The organism is Gluconacetobacter aggeris, assembly GCF_014174395.1.
GTDB classification, from domain to species: domain Bacteria; phylum Pseudomonadota; class Alphaproteobacteria; order Acetobacterales; family Acetobacteraceae; genus Gluconacetobacter; species Gluconacetobacter aggeris.
On record NZ_JABEQD010000002.1, the window covers coordinates 418,776 to 435,028 of the forward strand.

Annotated in this window: 11 protein-coding genes; 7 read left to right on the top strand and 4 right to left on the bottom strand. The window is 64.5% G+C overall.

The window, feature by feature from the left end; translation table 11 throughout:
- Positions 1-12 precede the first annotated feature (12 nt).
- Genes HLH36_RS04540 through HLH36_RS04550 form a run of 3 tightly spaced genes read left to right on the top strand, consistent with a single transcriptional unit; the run spans position 13 to position 8,065 of the window.
- Entirely contained in the window at positions 13-3,180 is a 3,168-nt protein-coding gene (locus HLH36_RS04540) for an efflux RND transporter permease subunit (RefSeq protein ID WP_182985252.1), read from the top strand.
- Positions 3,177-6,488, top strand: coding sequence for an efflux RND transporter permease subunit (locus tag HLH36_RS04545; RefSeq protein WP_182985253.1), 3,312 nt, complete (start codon positions 3,177-3,179; stop codon positions 6,486-6,488). Before HLH36_RS04540 ends, HLH36_RS04545 begins: the two co-directional genes overlap by 4 nt.
- Before the next feature lie 5 nt (positions 6,489-6,493).
- Positions 6,494-8,065 carry an efflux transporter outer membrane subunit gene (locus HLH36_RS04550; RefSeq protein WP_182985254.1) on the top strand — a complete coding sequence of 524 codons (1,572 nt, stop codon included), beginning with the start codon at positions 6,494-6,496 and terminating at the stop codon, positions 8,063-8,065.
- 66 nt (positions 8,066-8,131) lie between these two features.
- Here HLH36_RS04550 and HLH36_RS04555 read toward each other — a convergent pair whose 3' ends face one another.
- Together HLH36_RS04555 and HLH36_RS04560 are read right to left on the bottom strand one after the other, a co-directional pair.
- Complete coding sequence (locus HLH36_RS04555; RefSeq protein WP_114726676.1) at positions 8,132-8,305, bottom strand: DUF1328 domain-containing protein; 174 nt, start codon at positions 8,303-8,305, stop codon at positions 8,132-8,134.
- 58 nt (positions 8,306-8,363) lie between these two features.
- Positions 8,364-8,615, bottom strand: a complete 252-nt coding sequence (locus tag HLH36_RS04560; RefSeq protein ID WP_182985255.1) for a hypothetical protein — start codon at positions 8,613-8,615, stop codon at positions 8,364-8,366.
- A gap of 162 nt (positions 8,616-8,777) precedes the next feature.
- On the opposite strand from HLH36_RS04560, the gene HLH36_RS04565 reads away from it, so the two are divergent.
- The 4 genes from HLH36_RS04565 (at position 8,778) to HLH36_RS04580 (ending at position 13,594) form a co-directional block, all read left to right on the top strand.
- Positions 8,778-9,755: a glycosyltransferase gene (locus HLH36_RS04565; RefSeq protein ID WP_338030390.1), complete on the top strand. Its 978-nt coding sequence runs from the start codon at positions 8,778-8,780 to the stop codon at positions 9,753-9,755.
- Between the two features lie 98 nt (positions 9,756-9,853).
- Positions 9,854-10,735 (top strand): ABC transporter permease, encoded by an 882-nt coding sequence (locus HLH36_RS04570; RefSeq protein WP_182985256.1) that lies wholly within the window; start codon positions 9,854-9,856, stop codon positions 10,733-10,735.
- A 5-nt stretch (positions 10,736-10,740) separates the two neighbouring features.
- Positions 10,741-11,520 carry an ABC transporter ATP-binding protein gene (locus HLH36_RS04575; protein ID WP_182985257.1) on the top strand — a complete coding sequence of 260 codons (780 nt, stop codon included), beginning with the start codon at positions 10,741-10,743 and terminating at the stop codon, positions 11,518-11,520.
- 148 nt (positions 11,521-11,668) lie between these two features.
- Positions 11,669-13,594, top strand: coding sequence for a glycosyltransferase family 2 protein (locus HLH36_RS04580; RefSeq protein WP_182985258.1), 1,926 nt, complete (start codon positions 11,669-11,671; stop codon positions 13,592-13,594).
- 316 nt (positions 13,595-13,910) lie between these two features.
- Here the strand turns inward: HLH36_RS04580 and HLH36_RS04585 are convergent, their stop codons facing one another.
- Positions 13,911-14,891 carry an IS110 family RNA-guided transposase gene (locus HLH36_RS04585; RefSeq protein WP_246376473.1) on the bottom strand — a complete coding sequence of 327 codons (981 nt, stop codon included), beginning with the start codon at positions 14,889-14,891 and terminating at the stop codon, positions 13,911-13,913.
- Between the two features lie 208 nt (positions 14,892-15,099).
- Positions 15,100-16,050 carry a glycosyltransferase gene (locus tag HLH36_RS04590; protein WP_182985259.1) on the bottom strand — a complete coding sequence of 317 codons (951 nt, stop codon included), beginning with the start codon at positions 16,048-16,050 and terminating at the stop codon, positions 15,100-15,102.
- Positions 16,051-16,253: the final 203 nt, after the last annotated feature.

Here is a 16,253-nt window from a genome sequence, read left to right on the forward strand (position 1 = left end):
GGAGAGCCGTGCGTGAATCCGTCCCGCCTGTTCATCGAACGCCCGGTCGCCACCACGCTGCTGATGCTCGCCATCATGCTGGCGGGTCTGCTGGGCTATCATTTCCTGCCGGTCTCGGCGCTGCCGCAGGTCGAATATCCGACCATCACGGTCCAGACCTTCTATCCCGGCGCCGGGCCCGACGTCATGGCCACGTCGGTGACCGCGCCGCTGGAAACCCAGTTCGGCCAGATGCCGGGCCTGGACCAGATGACGTCGCAATCCTCCGGCGGCGCCTCGATCGTCACGCTGCGCTTCGGCCTGACCATGTCGATGGACGTGGCGGAGCAGGAAGTCCAGGCGGCGATCAACCAGGCGCAGATGCTGCTGCCCACCGACCTGCCGGCCCCCCCGATCTACGCCAAGGTCAACCCGGCCGACACCCCGGTCCTCACGCTGGGCATCACCTCCAAGACGATGCCGCTGACCGAGGTCGAGGATTACGTCTACACCCGCCTGGCGCAGAAGATCAGCCAGATCTCCGGCGTCGGCCTGGTCACCCTGTCGGGCGGCAACCGCAAGGCCATCCGCGTGCGCGTCAACGTGCCCAAGCTGACCTCGTTCGGCCTGGACATGGACACGCTCCGCACCACGATCGGCAACGTCAACGTCAATTCGCCCACCGGCACCTTCGATGGCGCGCAGCGCGCGTCCACCCTGCGCGTCGACGGCCAGATCGCCAGCGTCGACCAGTTGCTCAACCAGGTCATCGCCTACCAGAACAGCGGCCCGATCCGCATCCGTGACGTCGCCACCGTCGTCCAGGGTCCCGAGAACACCCAGCTCGCCGCCTGGTCCAACACCACGCCGGCCCTGATCCTGAACGTGCAGCGCCAGCCGGGCGCCAACGTCATCTCGGTGGTCGACAACATCAAATACGCCCTGCCGCAACTGCGCCAGGCCCTGCCGCCGGGCATCACCATCACGCCGCTGACCGACCGCACGACCACCATCCGCGCCTCGGTGGCCGATGTCGAGTTCGAGCTGGTGCTGGCGATGGTGCTGGTGGTCGCGGTGATCTTCGTCTTCCTGCGCAACGTGCCGGCGACGATCATCCCCAGCCTGTCGGTCCCGCTGTCGCTGATCGGCACGCTGGCGATCATGTATCTGATGGGCTTCTCGCTGGACAATCTCTCGCTGATGTCCCTGACCATCGCGACCGGCTTCGTCGTCGACGACGCCATCGTGATGATCGAGAACATCGCCCGCTACATCGAAATGGGCGACGACCGGATGACGGCGTCGCTGAAGGGCGCCGGCGAGATCGGCTTCACCATCATCTCGCTGACCGTCTCGCTGATCGCGGTGCTGATCCCGCTGCTGTTCATGGGCGACGTGGTCGGCCGCCTGTTCCATGAATTCGCCATCACCCTGTCGGTGACGATCGTGCTGTCGGCGGTGGTCTCGCTGACCCTGGTGCCGATGATGTGCGCCCGCCTGCTCAGCGAGCGTCCGCACGGTCCGGACGCGCATGGATGGTCCGCCGCCGTCGAACGCTGGACCGAGGCAGTGATCGCGGCCTACGGCCGGGCCCTGACGGTCGTGCTGCGCCACCAGAAGCTGACGCTGGCCATCTTCGTCGCCACGCTGGGCCTGACCGGCCTGCTGGCCTGGTCGATCCCCAAGGGCTTCTTCCCGGTGCAGGATACCGGCGTGATCCAGGGCATCTCGGTCATGGCGCAATCCACGTCCTTCGATGCGATGGCGGCCCACCAGCAGGAGCTGGGCCAGCGCATCCTGCAGGACAAGGATGTCGTCAGCCTGTCCTCCTTCATCGGCGTCGACGGGCAGAACGTCACGCTGAACCAGGGACGCTTCCTGATCAACCTGCGCCCGCATGACGACCGGTCCGAGACCGCCGCCCGGATCGCGGCCCGCATCCAGCAGGAAACCGCCGACATCCCCGGTGCCAGCCTGTATCTCCAGCCGGTGCAGGACCTGTCGCTGGATACGACGGTCTCGGCCACCCAGTATCAGTTCCTGCTGGAAAATCCCGATTACGACCAGTTCCGCACCTGGGTGCCCACGGTCATCGCCGCCCTCCGCCGCGAACCGGCCCTGTCCGACGTCACGTCCGACCTCCAGGCCGAAGGGCTGGTGGCCCATGTGACGCTCGACCGCACCACCGGCGCGCGGTACTCGATCACCCCGCAGACGATCGACAACGTGCTGTACGATTCGTTCGGCCAGCGCCAGATCTCGACCATCTACACGCAGTCCAACCAGTATCGCGTGATCCTGGAAGCCGATCCGGCCTTCCAGAAAGACCTCGCGTCGCTCGACAAGCTGTACCTGCCGGGCATCGGCGGCAATTCGGGCAGCAGCACCTCGGGCCCGACCCGCGCGCCGACCTCGGGCCTGGTCCCGATGCGCGCCGTCACCACCGTCACCCGCAGCACCGCGCCGCTGCTGATCACCCATGTCGGCCAGTTCCCGGCCACCACCATCTCGTTCAACGTCGCGCCGGGCTATTCGCTGGGCGAGGCCACGAATGCGATCGACCGGGTCGAGAGCAGCCTGCACCTGCCGGCCAGCTTCCAGACCTCGTTCCAGGGCACGGCGGCGGCCTTCCGCAACAGCCTGGGCAACGAGATGTGGCTGGTCCTGGCGGCCCTGGTCGCGGTCTATATCGTGCTGGGCATCCTGTACGAGAGCTTCATCCACCCCATCACCATCCTCTCCACCCTGCCGTCGGCGGGCGTGGGCGCCCTGCTGGCCCTGCAACTCAGCGGCGCCGGCCTGGGCGTGATGGGCATCATCGGCCTCGTCCTGCTGATCGGCATCGTGAAGAAGAACGCGATCATGATGATCGACTTCGCGCTGGAAGCGGAGCGGGTCGAGGGCATGGAGCCCATCAAGGCCATCCACCACGCCGCCCTGCTGCGCTTCCGGCCGATCCTGATGACGACGCTGGCCGCCATGCTGGGCGCGCTGCCGATGGTCATCGGCACCGGCACCGGGTCGGAACTGCGCCGTCCGCTGGGCATCGCCATCGTCGGCGGCCTGCTGCTCAGCCAGTTGCTGACCCTGTTCACCACCCCGGTCATCTACCTGCTGATGGATCGGATCAGCCTCGACCTGCGGCGGCGTTTCGGTTCGACGACGCGTAACGTGCCGCCGCCGCAACAGACCGCGATATGAATCCGGTCCGGCTCTTCGTCCTTCGACCGGTCGCGACGACGCTGCTGACGATCGCGCTGCTGATCGCCGGCATCATCGGCTATCAGGCGCTGCCGGTGGCCGACCTGCCGAATGTCGATTTCCCGGTCATCCAGGTCCAGGCCCGCCAGGCCGGCGGCTCCCCCGAGGAAATCGCAAGCTCCGTCGCCGCCCCGCTGGAGCGGCGCCTGGGCGCGATTGCCGACCTGACGGAAATGACGTCCCAGTCGACGCAGAACCAGGTCCGGATCACCCTGCAATTCGCGCTGAACCGCGACATCAACGGCGCCGCCCGCGATGTCGAGGCCGCATTGCAGGCCGCCCGCGCCGACCTGCCGACGTCGCTGCGCCAGAACCCGAGCTATTTCAAGGCGAACCCCAACGGCGCGCCGATCATGATCCTGGCGCTGACATCGAAGACGCGCACGATGTCCCAGCTCTACGACCTGACATCCAACGTCCTGCAGCAGCATCTGTCGCAGATCCGCGGCGTGGGCGAGGTCGAGGTCGGCGGCAGCTCGCTGCCTGCGGTGCGCGTCGAGATGAATCCGCTGCCGCTCTACAAGTTCGGGATCGGGTTCGAGGACGTGCGCGCGGCCCTGGCCTCGGCCAACGCCCATACGCCCAAGGGCTTCATCGACCAGCAGGGCACGCGCTACACGCTGGACACCAACGACCAGGCCCACAACGCCCAGGCCTATCGCGACCTGATCATCGCCTATCACAACAGCCGGCCGGTGCGCCTGTCGGACGTGGCGGCCGTCAATGACGGCGTCGAAGATCTGCGCAACGCCGGCTATTACAACCGCCAGCCGGCGGTCCTGGCGATCATCTTCGCCCAGTCCGGCGCCAACGTCATTCGCACCATCGACCAGATCAAGGCCGAAATCCCCGCCCTGCGCGCCGCCCTTCCACCCAATGTCGAGCTGCACAGCGTCCTGGACCGTTCCGTCACCATCCGCGCCGCCCTGGCCGACACCCAGTATACCCTGATCATCTCGGTCGTTCTGGTGGTGCTGGTGGTGCTGGTGTTCCTGCGGTCGGGGCGCACGACGCTGATCCCGGCCATCGTGGTGCCGACATCGATCATCGCCACCTTCGGGGCCATGGAACTCCTGGGCTATTCGCTGGACAATCTGTCGCTGATGGCCCTGACGGTCTCCACCGGCTTCGTCGTCGATGACGCGATCGTGGTGATCGAGAATATCAGCCGCTACCTTGAAGAGGGCAAGGGCCGGCTGGAAGCCACGCTGCTGGGCGCGCAGGAAGTCGCGTTCACCGTCTTCTCGATCACCATGTCCCTGATCGCGGTCTTCCTGCCGATCCTGCTGCTGGGCGGGGTCGCGGGGCGGCTGTTCCACGAATTCGCGATGACGATGTCGATCACGATCATCGTCTCCATGATCCTGTCGCTGACCCTCACGCCCATGATGGCGGCGCTGTTCCTGCCCGCGCACGACACGACACGAACCGCCACCGGCCCCTGGGGACGCCTCTGGGCGCGCATCGCCACCGTGCTGGAACGCATGCTGCACGCCATGCAGCAGGGTTACGGCAGCACGCTGGATGCCGCGCTGACCCATCCGCGCCTGGTACTGCTGTCGCTGCCCTGCACCATCGTGCTCATGGTGGCGCTGTTCATCCACATGCCCAAGGGCTTCTTTCCCGACAGCGACACCGGCATGCTGATGGGCCATCTGCAGGGCGACCAGTCGATCTCGTTCCAGGCCCTGGTCGGCAAGATCGACGAGGTCCAGAAGGCCGTGATGACGGATCGCGACGTCGTTTCCATCACCGGCTTCACCGGCGGCCGCGGCTCGTCCAACCAGGCCAACATGTTCATCGTGCTCAAGGACAAATCGCAGCGCGCCGGGCCGCCCAGCACCACGATCGCCCGCATCGGCGCCAGCCTGCGCAACATGGTGGGCGCGCATTTCTACACCATGGCACCCGGCGCGCTGCGGATGGGCGCGCGCCAGTCCAACGCCTCTTACCAGTACACGCTGCAATCCGACGCACCGACCGAACTCTATGCGTGGATGCCCAAGCTGGTCGCCGCACTCCAGAAACGTACCGAACTGACCGATGTCTCGTCGGACGTGCAGCGGGGCGGCTCGGCCCTCAATGTGGCCCTCGACCGCGAAACGGCGGCGCGCACGCTGATCACGCCGCAGCTCGTGGCCAATACGCTGTACGACGCCTACGGGCAGCGCTCGGCATCGACCATCTATAACGCGCTGAACCAGTATCATGTGGTGATGGAGGTCGAACCGAAATTCTGGAAGGACCCCGCCAGCCTCCAGCAGGCCTGGATCAGCACCGCCGGCGGGTCCGCCGGAGGCGGGACACGGTCGAACACGATCCGGGTCCCCGCCTCGTCCACCTCCAGCCAGGCCACCAGCCTCAGCAGCCAGTCCTTCCGCAACCAGATCGCCAACAGCCTGGCCGGCGGCACCTCGGCATCCAACGGATCGGCGGTTTCGACCAATTCCGAGACGATGGTCCCGATCGGCATCGTCTCGACCGTCGCCTCGCAACTGACGCCGCTTTCCGTCAATCACCAGGGCCAGTCGGTCGCCGCGACCGTCTCCTTCAACGTCGCGACCGGCGTGCCCCTGCAACAAGCGATCCAGATCGTCAGCGCCGAAATGGTGCGCCTGCACATGCCCGCGACCATCCATGGCAGCTTCGCCGGCAATGCCGGCCAACTCCAGAAATCGGTCAATAACGAGCCGCTGCTGATCCTGGCCGCGCTGGCGGCGGTCTACATGGTGCTGGGCATCCTGTACGAAAGCTACGTCCACCCCCTGACCATCCTCTCCACCCTGCCCTCGGCCGGCATCGGCGCGCTCCTGGCGCTGGACCTGGCGGGCGAGGATTTCTCGCTGATCGCGATGATCGGGGTGATCCTGCTGATCGGCATCGTGAAGAAGAACGCCATCATGCTGGTCGATTTCGCGATCGACGCCGAGCGGCGCGGCCAGCCGGCGGCACAGGCCATCCATGCCGCCTGCCTGCTGCGCTTCCGGCCGATCATGATGACGACGCTGGCCGCGGCCCTGGGGGCACTGCCGCTGATCCTGGGCCAGGGATACGGTTCGGAGCTGCGGCGCCCGCTCGGGATCGCCATCGTCGGCGGGCTGGTCGTCAGCCAGGCGCTGACGCTCTACACCACCCCTGTCGTCTATCTGTATCTCGACCGCTTCGGCCTGTGGTGCCGACGCCATTATCGTTCCCTGGCCAACGCCCTGAAGGGCCGGCGGGGTCCCCTTTCCCAACAGGATGCCTGACCCGGATGTCCCTGCCGCGCTCCCCATCGATCGCCCCCTCATCCCGCCCCGGCGCCCGCGCGCCGCGCCGGCATGCCCTTCTGCTGGGCGCCGTCCTGTCCCCGCTGGTGCTGGCAGGCTGCATGGTCGGCCCGTCCTACCACCGCCCCGCCGCCCAGGTTTCCGCCCGGTTCAAGGAGCTGGTGCCGGCCCCCGGATGGGAAAAGGCCCAGCCGGCCATGGCGGAACTGCCCAAGGATGCCTGGTGGACGATCTATAACGACCCCATCCTGAACGATCTGGAATCGCGGGTCGCGATCTCGAACCAGAACGTCAAGATGTACGAGGCGAATTACCGCCAGGCCCGCGCCACGATCGACAGCGTGCGCGCGCAGCTATTCCCGACCATCAGCGGCAGCATCGGCTTCAACCGCAATGCCCATGGCGGCTCGTCCGTCTCGTCATCGGGCAGTTCCTTTGCCAATGCCGGCGCGCAGTACAATTCCTACAGCATCGGCCCCAGCGCCAGTTGGGACCTCGACCTGTGGGGCCGCATCCGCCGCAATATCCAGAGCCAGGTCACCGCCGCCCAGGCCAGCGCCGCCGACCTAGCCAACGCGACCCTGTCCTACCAGGCGCAGCTCGCGACGGCCTATTTCAACCTGCGCTACCAGGATTCGCTGCAGGACCTGCTGCGCCGCTACGTCGCCTTCAATACCCGCGCGCTGGAAATCGCCCAGAACCAGTTCGATGCCGGCGTGTCCGACCCGACCGCGGTGATGCAGGCCCGCACCCAATTGGAACAGAACCGCGCATCGCTGATCCAGGCCGGCATCGCCCGTGCCCAGTACGAACATGCCATCGCCGTCCTGGTCGGCCGCTCTCCCGCCGAACTCACGATCAAGCCGGGCGAACTCAGCCGCGCCATCCCGCCCATTCCGGTCGGCGTGCCGGCCGACCTGCTGCAACGCCGCCCGGACATCGCCGCCGCCGAACGTGCGATGGAGCAGTACAACGCCCAGATCGGCGCCGCCATCGCCGCCTTCTTCCCCAGCGTCACGATCAATGCCAGCTATTCACAGAGCGGCGGCGACCCCGTGACCTCGCTGATGAGCGTCGCCAACCGCGTCTGGTCGCTGGGCGCGTCGGCAACCGAAACCCTGTTCAGCGGCGGCTCGCGCACCGCCGCCGTCCATTCGGCCGACGCCCAGTACGACAGCGCGGTGGCCAGCTACCGCCAGACCGTGCTGACGGCGTTGCAGGGCACCGAGGACCAGTTGTCCAACCTGCGCATCCTCGCCCAGCAGGCCGCACAGCAGGACATCGCGCTGGACTACGCCAACAAGGCCGTCCAGGTCTCGATGAACCAGTATGAAGCCGGGACGCAGATCTACACCACCGTCATCACCAACGTGAACACGGCCCTGGGCATTGCCGAGACAACGCTGTCGATCCAGCAGCAGCGCATGGTCGACAGCGTGTCCCTGATTCAGGATCTGGGGGGCGGATGGAACGCGGCGCGCCTGCCATCGAAGGCGTCGCTGCAGACCGACAATCCGTTCCTGCCGTCCTTCATCCAGAAGGACAAGAACCAGTAGGACCCGCACCGTCCCGCCTGGCCGAAGAAAAACACCCCGGACCGGCAGCCGGCCCGGGGTAGCGCGTCACAGGATCGTCTTGGCGGTCAGCAACGCGATCAGCAGGAAAACGACAAAAGCGAGAATGAAGAGAAAGAACAGAATCTTCGCGACACCAGCGGATGCCGCGGAAATTCCGGTAAATCCGAACAGGCCGGCGATGATCGAAATCACCAGAAAAAAGAGTGCCAGCTTCAACATCATTCACGCTCCATCCTTAATGCTTGCAGGTCGAACGCGGGGTCGCCCCGCCGGTTCCTCAGCGGCGCACCCACGCCATGGCCAGGGCAAACCCCGCCAGACCGGCCGTCACCACCGCCACCAGCGGCTGGTCCACCGTCAGATCACGCACGGCATCACCCGCTACGAAACAGGCGGAACGGGCCTTGGCACACAATACCCGGCCCTTGCCCTTCGCCTGGAGCGCGGGATCGCCCAACAATCCGCCCAGCCCATCCTGAAGCCGGCCGACCCCTTCTTCCAGCTTCGTTTCAAATTGTCCGTCCGTCATGACGACGCCCCAATCTTCTTCGTAAACATAGCAACGCAGGATATATGAGGGACGCAGGCAGCGTTTTCAAATCGCAGCCGCCCGCCGAGGCGGCCCCCTCCAGCAGGCTGTCGGCCCATCCCATCCATCCCTGACACCAACGTTCCAGCACGGGATCTCCGCGTGAACAGCTCCGACAGTTCCGACAGCCATCCTCCGCACGGCACCATGCCGGTCTGCATCCTGCTGTCTGTCCATAACGGCGCCGCGTTCCTCGAAGATCTGCTGCGCTCGCTCGGGCAGCAGACGCATGCCGACTGGTGCCTCCTCTGGCGGGACGACGGCTCGACCGACGACAGCACCCGGATCACGCAGCGCTTCGCCGACAGCCAGCCCGCCGGACGCTGCGTGCGAATCACGCAGAACGCGGGCCGCCTGGGCGTGGCCGGATCATTCGGCCTCCTGCTGGACCATGTGCCGGCCGGCCACGCGGCCGCCTTCTGCGACCAGGACGATGTCTGGTTTCCCGACAAGCTGGACCGCGCCGCGCGCGCCCTCTCGCCGTTCCATGAGGCGGACAGGCCGGCCCTGTACTGCTCCCGCCAGTTCCTGACGGATTCGGCGCTCGCGCGCATCGGCCCGTCACCCGCATTGCCGCCCGCGCCCGCTTTTTCCATGGCACTGACCCAGAATATCGCCACGGGCTGCACCGTCATGCTCTCGCCGGCGGCAATCCGGCTGGTGCGGGCAGCCATGCCGCCACCGGCCGGCACCCTGCATGATTGGTGGAGCTACCTGCTGGTCAGCGGCGCGGGCGGCCAGGTGGTCACGGACAACCAGCCCACCCTTTATTACCGCCAGCATCAGGGCAACGCCGTGGGCGCGCCCGCGCATGTCGCGGCCCGGGCGCTGGCGGCCCTGCGGCGGGGGCCGGCCCTCTTCATGTCGACCTTCCGCGCCAACGTGGCACAGCTTCTCCGCCATGCCGACCTGCTGACGGCACAGAATGCCGCCCTCCTTGTCAGGCTCCGTCAGGCGCTGGATATCCCGGGCCCGGCCGGCTGGCTCGTACGCTCCCGGCTCCTGCGACAGACGCCGGAGATGCAACGGGTCACCCCGGCCGAGCAGATGATCTTCCGCCTCTGGTTCATCTTGGGGTAAAGCCGGCTCACCGGCCGGGACCGGTTTGCCTCCCAAGCTTCGATCCGCGTATGGTCGCCCCCCTTGGCGGATATAAGGGTATCAAAGGCTCCACCATCATGACAAAAGCAGCCCCCACGATGCAGCGCGACGGAGCTTTTCGAAAACCGGTCCATTTCCACCTGTCCTCCGATCGCGGATGGAAGCAACGGTTTCATCTGGCATGGACCGACCTGCGCGAAGGAATGCATCTCTGGAGGCTCATCGCGGTCCTGGGCTTTCTCGACATCAAGCTCCGATATCGCGGCTCCGCGCTGGGACCGTTCTGGCTGACCATCTCGATGGGCGTGCAAGTGGCGGCCATGGCCTTCATCTATGCCGACCTGTTCCATACGGACATCCACTCCTACCTGCCGTTCCTGTCCCTCTCCCTCATCGCATGGAATTACCTGAACGCGCTCGTGACCGACGGCTGCGCCTGCTTCATTGAATCCGACACGGTCATCAAGGGCATGCGCATGCCCTTCACGGTGCATGCGGCACGCGGCATTGTCCGAAACACGATCATCCTCGGCCATAATATCGTCATCATCATCGCGGTCTTCGCGATCATGGGCATCCACCAGTCCCTTTATTCCCTTATGGCGGTGCCGGCATTCGCCCTCTGGCTGGTCGACGCCTTCGCCTTCTCGCTGCTCTTCGGGGCCTTGTGCGCCCGGTTTCGCGACGTGCCGCAGATCATCTCCGCCGTCATGCAGATCGCGTTCTTCGTCACGCCGGTCATGTGGAACAGCACGATCCTGACCGGTCATCGCGATGCCCTTTTCCTGATCCGTTTCAATCCGTTCTATTACCTGTTCGAAATTCTCAGGGCCCCTCTCCTGGGCACGCCCCTGACCGTCACCATCTGGGCGTGGGCCCTGATCATTTCCGGGCTCCTTATCCTCTTCTCATGGATCGCCTTTGCGCGAACGCGCGGCCGGATCGCCTTCTGGGTCTGAACACAATGGCAAACCTCACAGCATCCAATGTCACGATTTCCTTTCCGCTCTATCACAGCGACAGCCGCTCCCTGAAGAAGACCATCCTCGGACAGGCCTCGGCCCGCTTCGGACGCGACACCAGCAACCGCCCCGTCGTCCAGGCCCTTCAGGACATCTCCTTTTCCCTGAATTCCGGCGACCGTCTCGGGCTGATCGGTTCAAACGGCTCGGGAAAGACGACCCTCCTGCGCGTTCTTTCAGGCATCTACCAGCCAACGGGCGGCGTCCTGTCGGCGGAAGGACGGCTGACGGCGCTGCTGGACCCGGGACAGGGCATGAACCACCAGCTCACCGGGCGGGAAAACATCCGGCTCCGTGGCCTTTATCTTGGCCTGTCCCCCTCGGAAACGCTGGGACTGATCAAGGATGTCGAGGATTTTTCCGAACTCGGGCATTTCCTCGACCTTCCGGTCCGCAACTATTCCTCCGGAATGACCATTCGGCTTGCCTTCGCCATGGCCACTGCATTCCCGCCCGAGATCCTGCTGATGGACGAGTGGATTCTCGCCGGCGATGCCGTCTTCATGGAAAAAGCCAAGAAACGCGTGGAAGGCATGGTACGCCACGCGGACATCCTGGTGCTGGCCAGCCACTCTCCTTCGATCCTGGTCGAATGGTGCAATCGACTGCTCTGGATCGAGAACGGCCAGATCAAGGGGGACGGACATCCGATGGATATTCTCGAACGCTATCTGCCCCCTTCGGCGTTCAGGGAACTGGCAAAACTTGATCCGGTGCCATAAGGCGCCATCGAACCGGCCGGCGCCTTCCGCGTCATTGTCCCGGCTTGAGAGCCTGACCGAAAAATGCGCGCTGGCGGCGATCCGGCGGGCGGAGACAGGCACGCCGCCGCCACCAGCCGATTTGGTCGAACCCCAGGGAAAGCGATCCATGACCCGATCCACCGGATGGGTGCCACCAGCAATCCGCAGGCTGGCCGCCGACAGCGTCCATCAGGTCGTCAATGCGGCGCATCGCTTCGTGCGGCAGCATCCGCGGTTGAAACGCGCCCTGCGTCCCATCACCCATCTCGTCCTGCCATCGATCATGCCGTTCCGCTCCGGGCATATCGCACGCGCCGATTACGAACGTTGGGTGGCCGAACAGGGAACGATCACGGCAGCGGACGAAGCGGCCATGCGTGCCGATATCGCCCGCTTCCCATACCGTCCGCTGCTTTCGATCGTCATGGCCACCTATGAAACGCCCGAACCCTATCTGCGTGCCGCGATCGCATCGCTCCAGTCCCAGATCTATGCGGATTGGGAACTCTGCGTGGCCGACGACGGCTCAAGCGCCCCCCATGTGACCCGGATACTCGACGAGATCGCAGCATCCGATCCGCGCGTGCATGTCATCAGACGCCCCGTGCGCGGCCATATCTCGGCGGCCTCCAACTCCGCGCTGGGCCTGGCGCAAGGCGCATGGGTGGTCCTGATGGACCATGACGACCTGCTGCCGCGCGATGCGCTGTACGAACTGGCCGCCGAGATCGTCGATCATCCCGAAGCACGGATCATCTACACCGACGAGGACAAGATCGACGGCCAGGACCGGCGCTACGGCCCCTATTTCAAGCCGGACTTCGATCCCGACCTGTTGCTGGGCCAGAATCTGCTGAACCACCTCACAGCCTATCGGCGCGATCTCATCCAGTCCGTCGGCGGCTTCCGCGAAGGGTTCGAGGGCGCCCAGGACCACGACCTCGCCTTGCGCGCGACGGCCGCCTGCGGAGCGGACGCCGTGCGCCATATCCCGCGCATCCTCTATCACTGGCGCCAGCAGACAGGCACGCAATCCTTTTCTGAAACCGCGATGGCCCGATGCGTCGCCGTGGCCGGCCGAGCCATCGCCGACCATCTGAAGGCACGCAACATCGCGGCCGACATCCTTCCCACCGCCGGGATCTATCACCGGATCGTCTTTCCGGTGCCGGAACCCGCCCCCCTGGTGTCGGTCCTGATTCCCACCCGCAACCGGGCGGACCTGCTGCGCGTGTGCCTCGACGGCTTGCTGAAGCGGACGGATTATCCGGCCATCGAAATCCTGATCGCCGATAATGGCAGCACCGAGCCCGATGCGCTGGCCCTGCTGCAAGCCGTCCAGTCCGATCCACGCGTGCGCGTCCTCGCCCTGCCCGGCCCGTTCAATTTCGCGCATCTCACCAATCAGGCCGCCGCCGAGGCACGCGGAGACATCCTGCTGCTGCTCAACAACGATATCGAAATCATCGATTCCGGCTGGCTGCGTGAAATGGTATCGCACGCGATCAGGCCCGATATCGGTGCCGTGGGCTGCCGGCTGCTGTACCCGAATGGCCGGCTGCAACATGGCGGGACCGTCCTGGGTATCGGCCGCATCGGCGGGCATTTCCTGGTCGGCGCGCACCGCGAGGAACCGGGTCCATTCGGGGTCCTGAATCTGCTGCGCAGCGCCAGCGCCGTCACCGCCGCCTGCCTCGCCTTACGGCGTGCCGTCTGGCAGCAGGTCGGCGGCATGGACGAGGCCAGCCTGGCCATCGCCTTCAACGATGTCGATCTCTGCCTGAAAATCCGCAAACTCGGCCTGCGTATCGTCTGGACCCCGTTCGCGGAACTCTATCATCATGAAAGCGCATCGCGCGGACATGACAGGGCGGGTCCGAACGCGGCGCGCTTCCAGCGCGAGGCAGACATCATGGTCGCCCGCTGGGGCGACATTCTGTTGAACGACCCATATTACAGCCCGAATTATACTCTGGAGAACGCGGACTGCACCCTCGCTTCCCCTCCCCGACGCCAACCACGCTATCGCACCGCGCCCGCGACGAACCGATAACCTGTCAGCGCGTCTGGTCCGTCATGGCTTCGACGATGAACCTGGGCCGGCGCTTCGTTTCCAGATAAATCTTGCCGATATATTCGCCGAGGATACCGATGGAGAGAATCTGGAGCCCGCCCAGCGCCAGCTACGGCAGCAAGAGGTGGCTCCGCCTGTTCGGACAGATGGGGTCGTCCGGGCTTGCGGATGGATCTGGTGCATTAGCGATCACTCCGGCGTTCAACGTCAAACCAGGGGGCGTAGGCAGCAATAGCTCACGATACCTGATCCCAATGACGTCTCACAACCTGACAATTAAGAGTATCCGTTGTGATCAAGCGGGTTTTGACGTCCAGAGGCGATCTTTGCGGAGCAGCGCGTTGGCGAGGACGACGAGCTTTCGCATGATCGCGGTGATGGCGATTTTGGCATGTTTCCCCTTGGCGATGAGCCGGTCGTAAACACGCTTGAGATCCGGGTTAAACCGCATGGCGACGATGGCAGGCATGTAGAGCGCTTGCCGCAGGGTGGCTCGTCCGCCCTGGATGAAGCTGCGACCTCGCCATGTGCCAGATTGGCGGGTGATGGGCGCGAGGCCTGCAAGGGACGCGGCCTGAGCTTCTTCCATCGTGCCCAATTCCGGCATGTCGGCCAGCAGCGCATGGGCGGTAACCAGGCCAAGCCCTGGAATACTGGCCAGCACGTCCCGGCGCCGGGACAGGTGCGGGTCTTCTGTCACAAGCGCTTCGATTGCCGTGTCGAGCGACGTAACCTGCGCCTCGATCTGCCGTTGCCGATGGCGGGCGTGGCGCTTCAACAAGTCGATCGTCAGGGTCTTGAGGCGATTGAGCGTTGCGGTGCGGTCTCGCATCAGGCTGCGGCGGGCTGCGACCAGTTCGGCCAGCCGGTTCTGCATCTCCGAACGGACCGGGCGTGCGATCGGCTCCAGCAGAGCGCCGTAGCGGGCCAACATCAACGCATCGACACGATCGGTTTTGGCGAGCCTGCCGGTGGCTTCGGCAAAGCGCCGTGCCTGTCGAGGATTAACCTTGATCATTGGCAGGGCAACGGACGCCAGGCGCTCTTCCAGCGTCCGGTGATAGGGACCGGTTGGCTCGAACACCACCCGTGCCACGGCTTTGATGTCGCCGATCCAGCGCAAGAGCGCGGTCTGGCCCTTGCGGGTGTTGGCGACACGGACGGTATCCCCGCCGGGGTGGCGGGCGGCATCGAGATGGTCTTTGGAGACGTCGATCCCGATCGTGATCAACACTGTCGTCGCCTCGGGCTTGGAAGCTGCCGTCGGATGCATCATCTTTTCCATGTCCTATGCTTGTCATCCGAGGCCAGACCTCGGGTATCCGTTCAGGGCACAAGGAAAAGAAGGGACGGTCATACTCTTAAGCGACCCATGATGGTCCGCGACTTTCCGACCCGTTCCCTTCCTGATTTTTCCGGGGTGGCCACCCCGGAAAAATCAGTCCTTTGTCGCACGCAGCGACACCCAATGCATAAGACAAGACTTAATCTTTATTGCACCAACGTCGCACTGCCAGATATGCCAGACGCTTGGCCTCGCGCCGCCCGCGAGCGACGGAATCTAAAATCAATCCGCAGGTAAAGGATAAAAACGCCAGCACCACTAGGCCCACGGAAAGTACGGCAGTGGGCAAGCGCGGCACCAGGCCAATCTGAAAATAGGTTATCAGAAGCGGTATTGAAAGCAGGACGCCGGATACCATTAACATGGTCCCAGCAATGGAGAAAAACTGCAAGGGCCGCTCCTCCTTCACCAACTTGATGATGGTGCTGAGAATGCGAAGACCATCTGAATAGGTGCGCAGCTTTGAGACGGAGCCGGATGGGCGCTCTCGATACTGTGTGGCCACCTCCGCCAGCGGCATCAGCATATCCAGCGCATGGATGGTGAACTCCGTCTCTGTCTCGAACCCGGACGCCAGCGCCGGAAAGGTTTTCACGAAACGACGAGAGAAGACACGGTAGCCGGAAAGCATGTCCTTGATCCGATCGCCAAACACAAAGCGCACCATGCTGGTAAGGACAAGATTGCCGGCGCGGTGCCCACGGCGGTAGGCACCACTACCATCCTCCACCTCGACGCGCTGACCGGTCACCATGTCCAACTGCTCATCCAGCAGACGGCGTACCATCTCCGGCGCGGCAGCAGCATCATAGGTGCCATCCCCATCGACAAGCACATAAGCATCGGCCTCGATGTCAGAGAACATGCGGCGCACCACATGACCCTTGCCTTGCAATAACTCAGTGCGGACAATGGCGCCTGCCGCTGCAGCAACCTTCTTTGTATAATCCTTGGAGTTGTTGTCGTAGACGTAGATTTTTGCCTGCGGTAGGGCAGATGCAAAATCCTGAACCACTCGGCCGATCGCCACCTCTTCATTATAGCAAGGGATCAAGACCGCGATATTTGCGGCAAATGCTGTCGAATCCATCTTAATAGTCCGCCTCCAATGTGCATTCAAAAAAAGCAAAGTTCGGAGCCAACACCCTAGATGAGCGGCCTACTCTTTGAAATGGTCCCGGTCATGAGGACCACGAGTGGCCGAATTTAGCCCATCTTATTCACGGGGTTGGTCGGGAGACGCTGGCGCTGAACCACGCCGCCCGGATGATCGTGGCCCGGTTCGGCATGCTC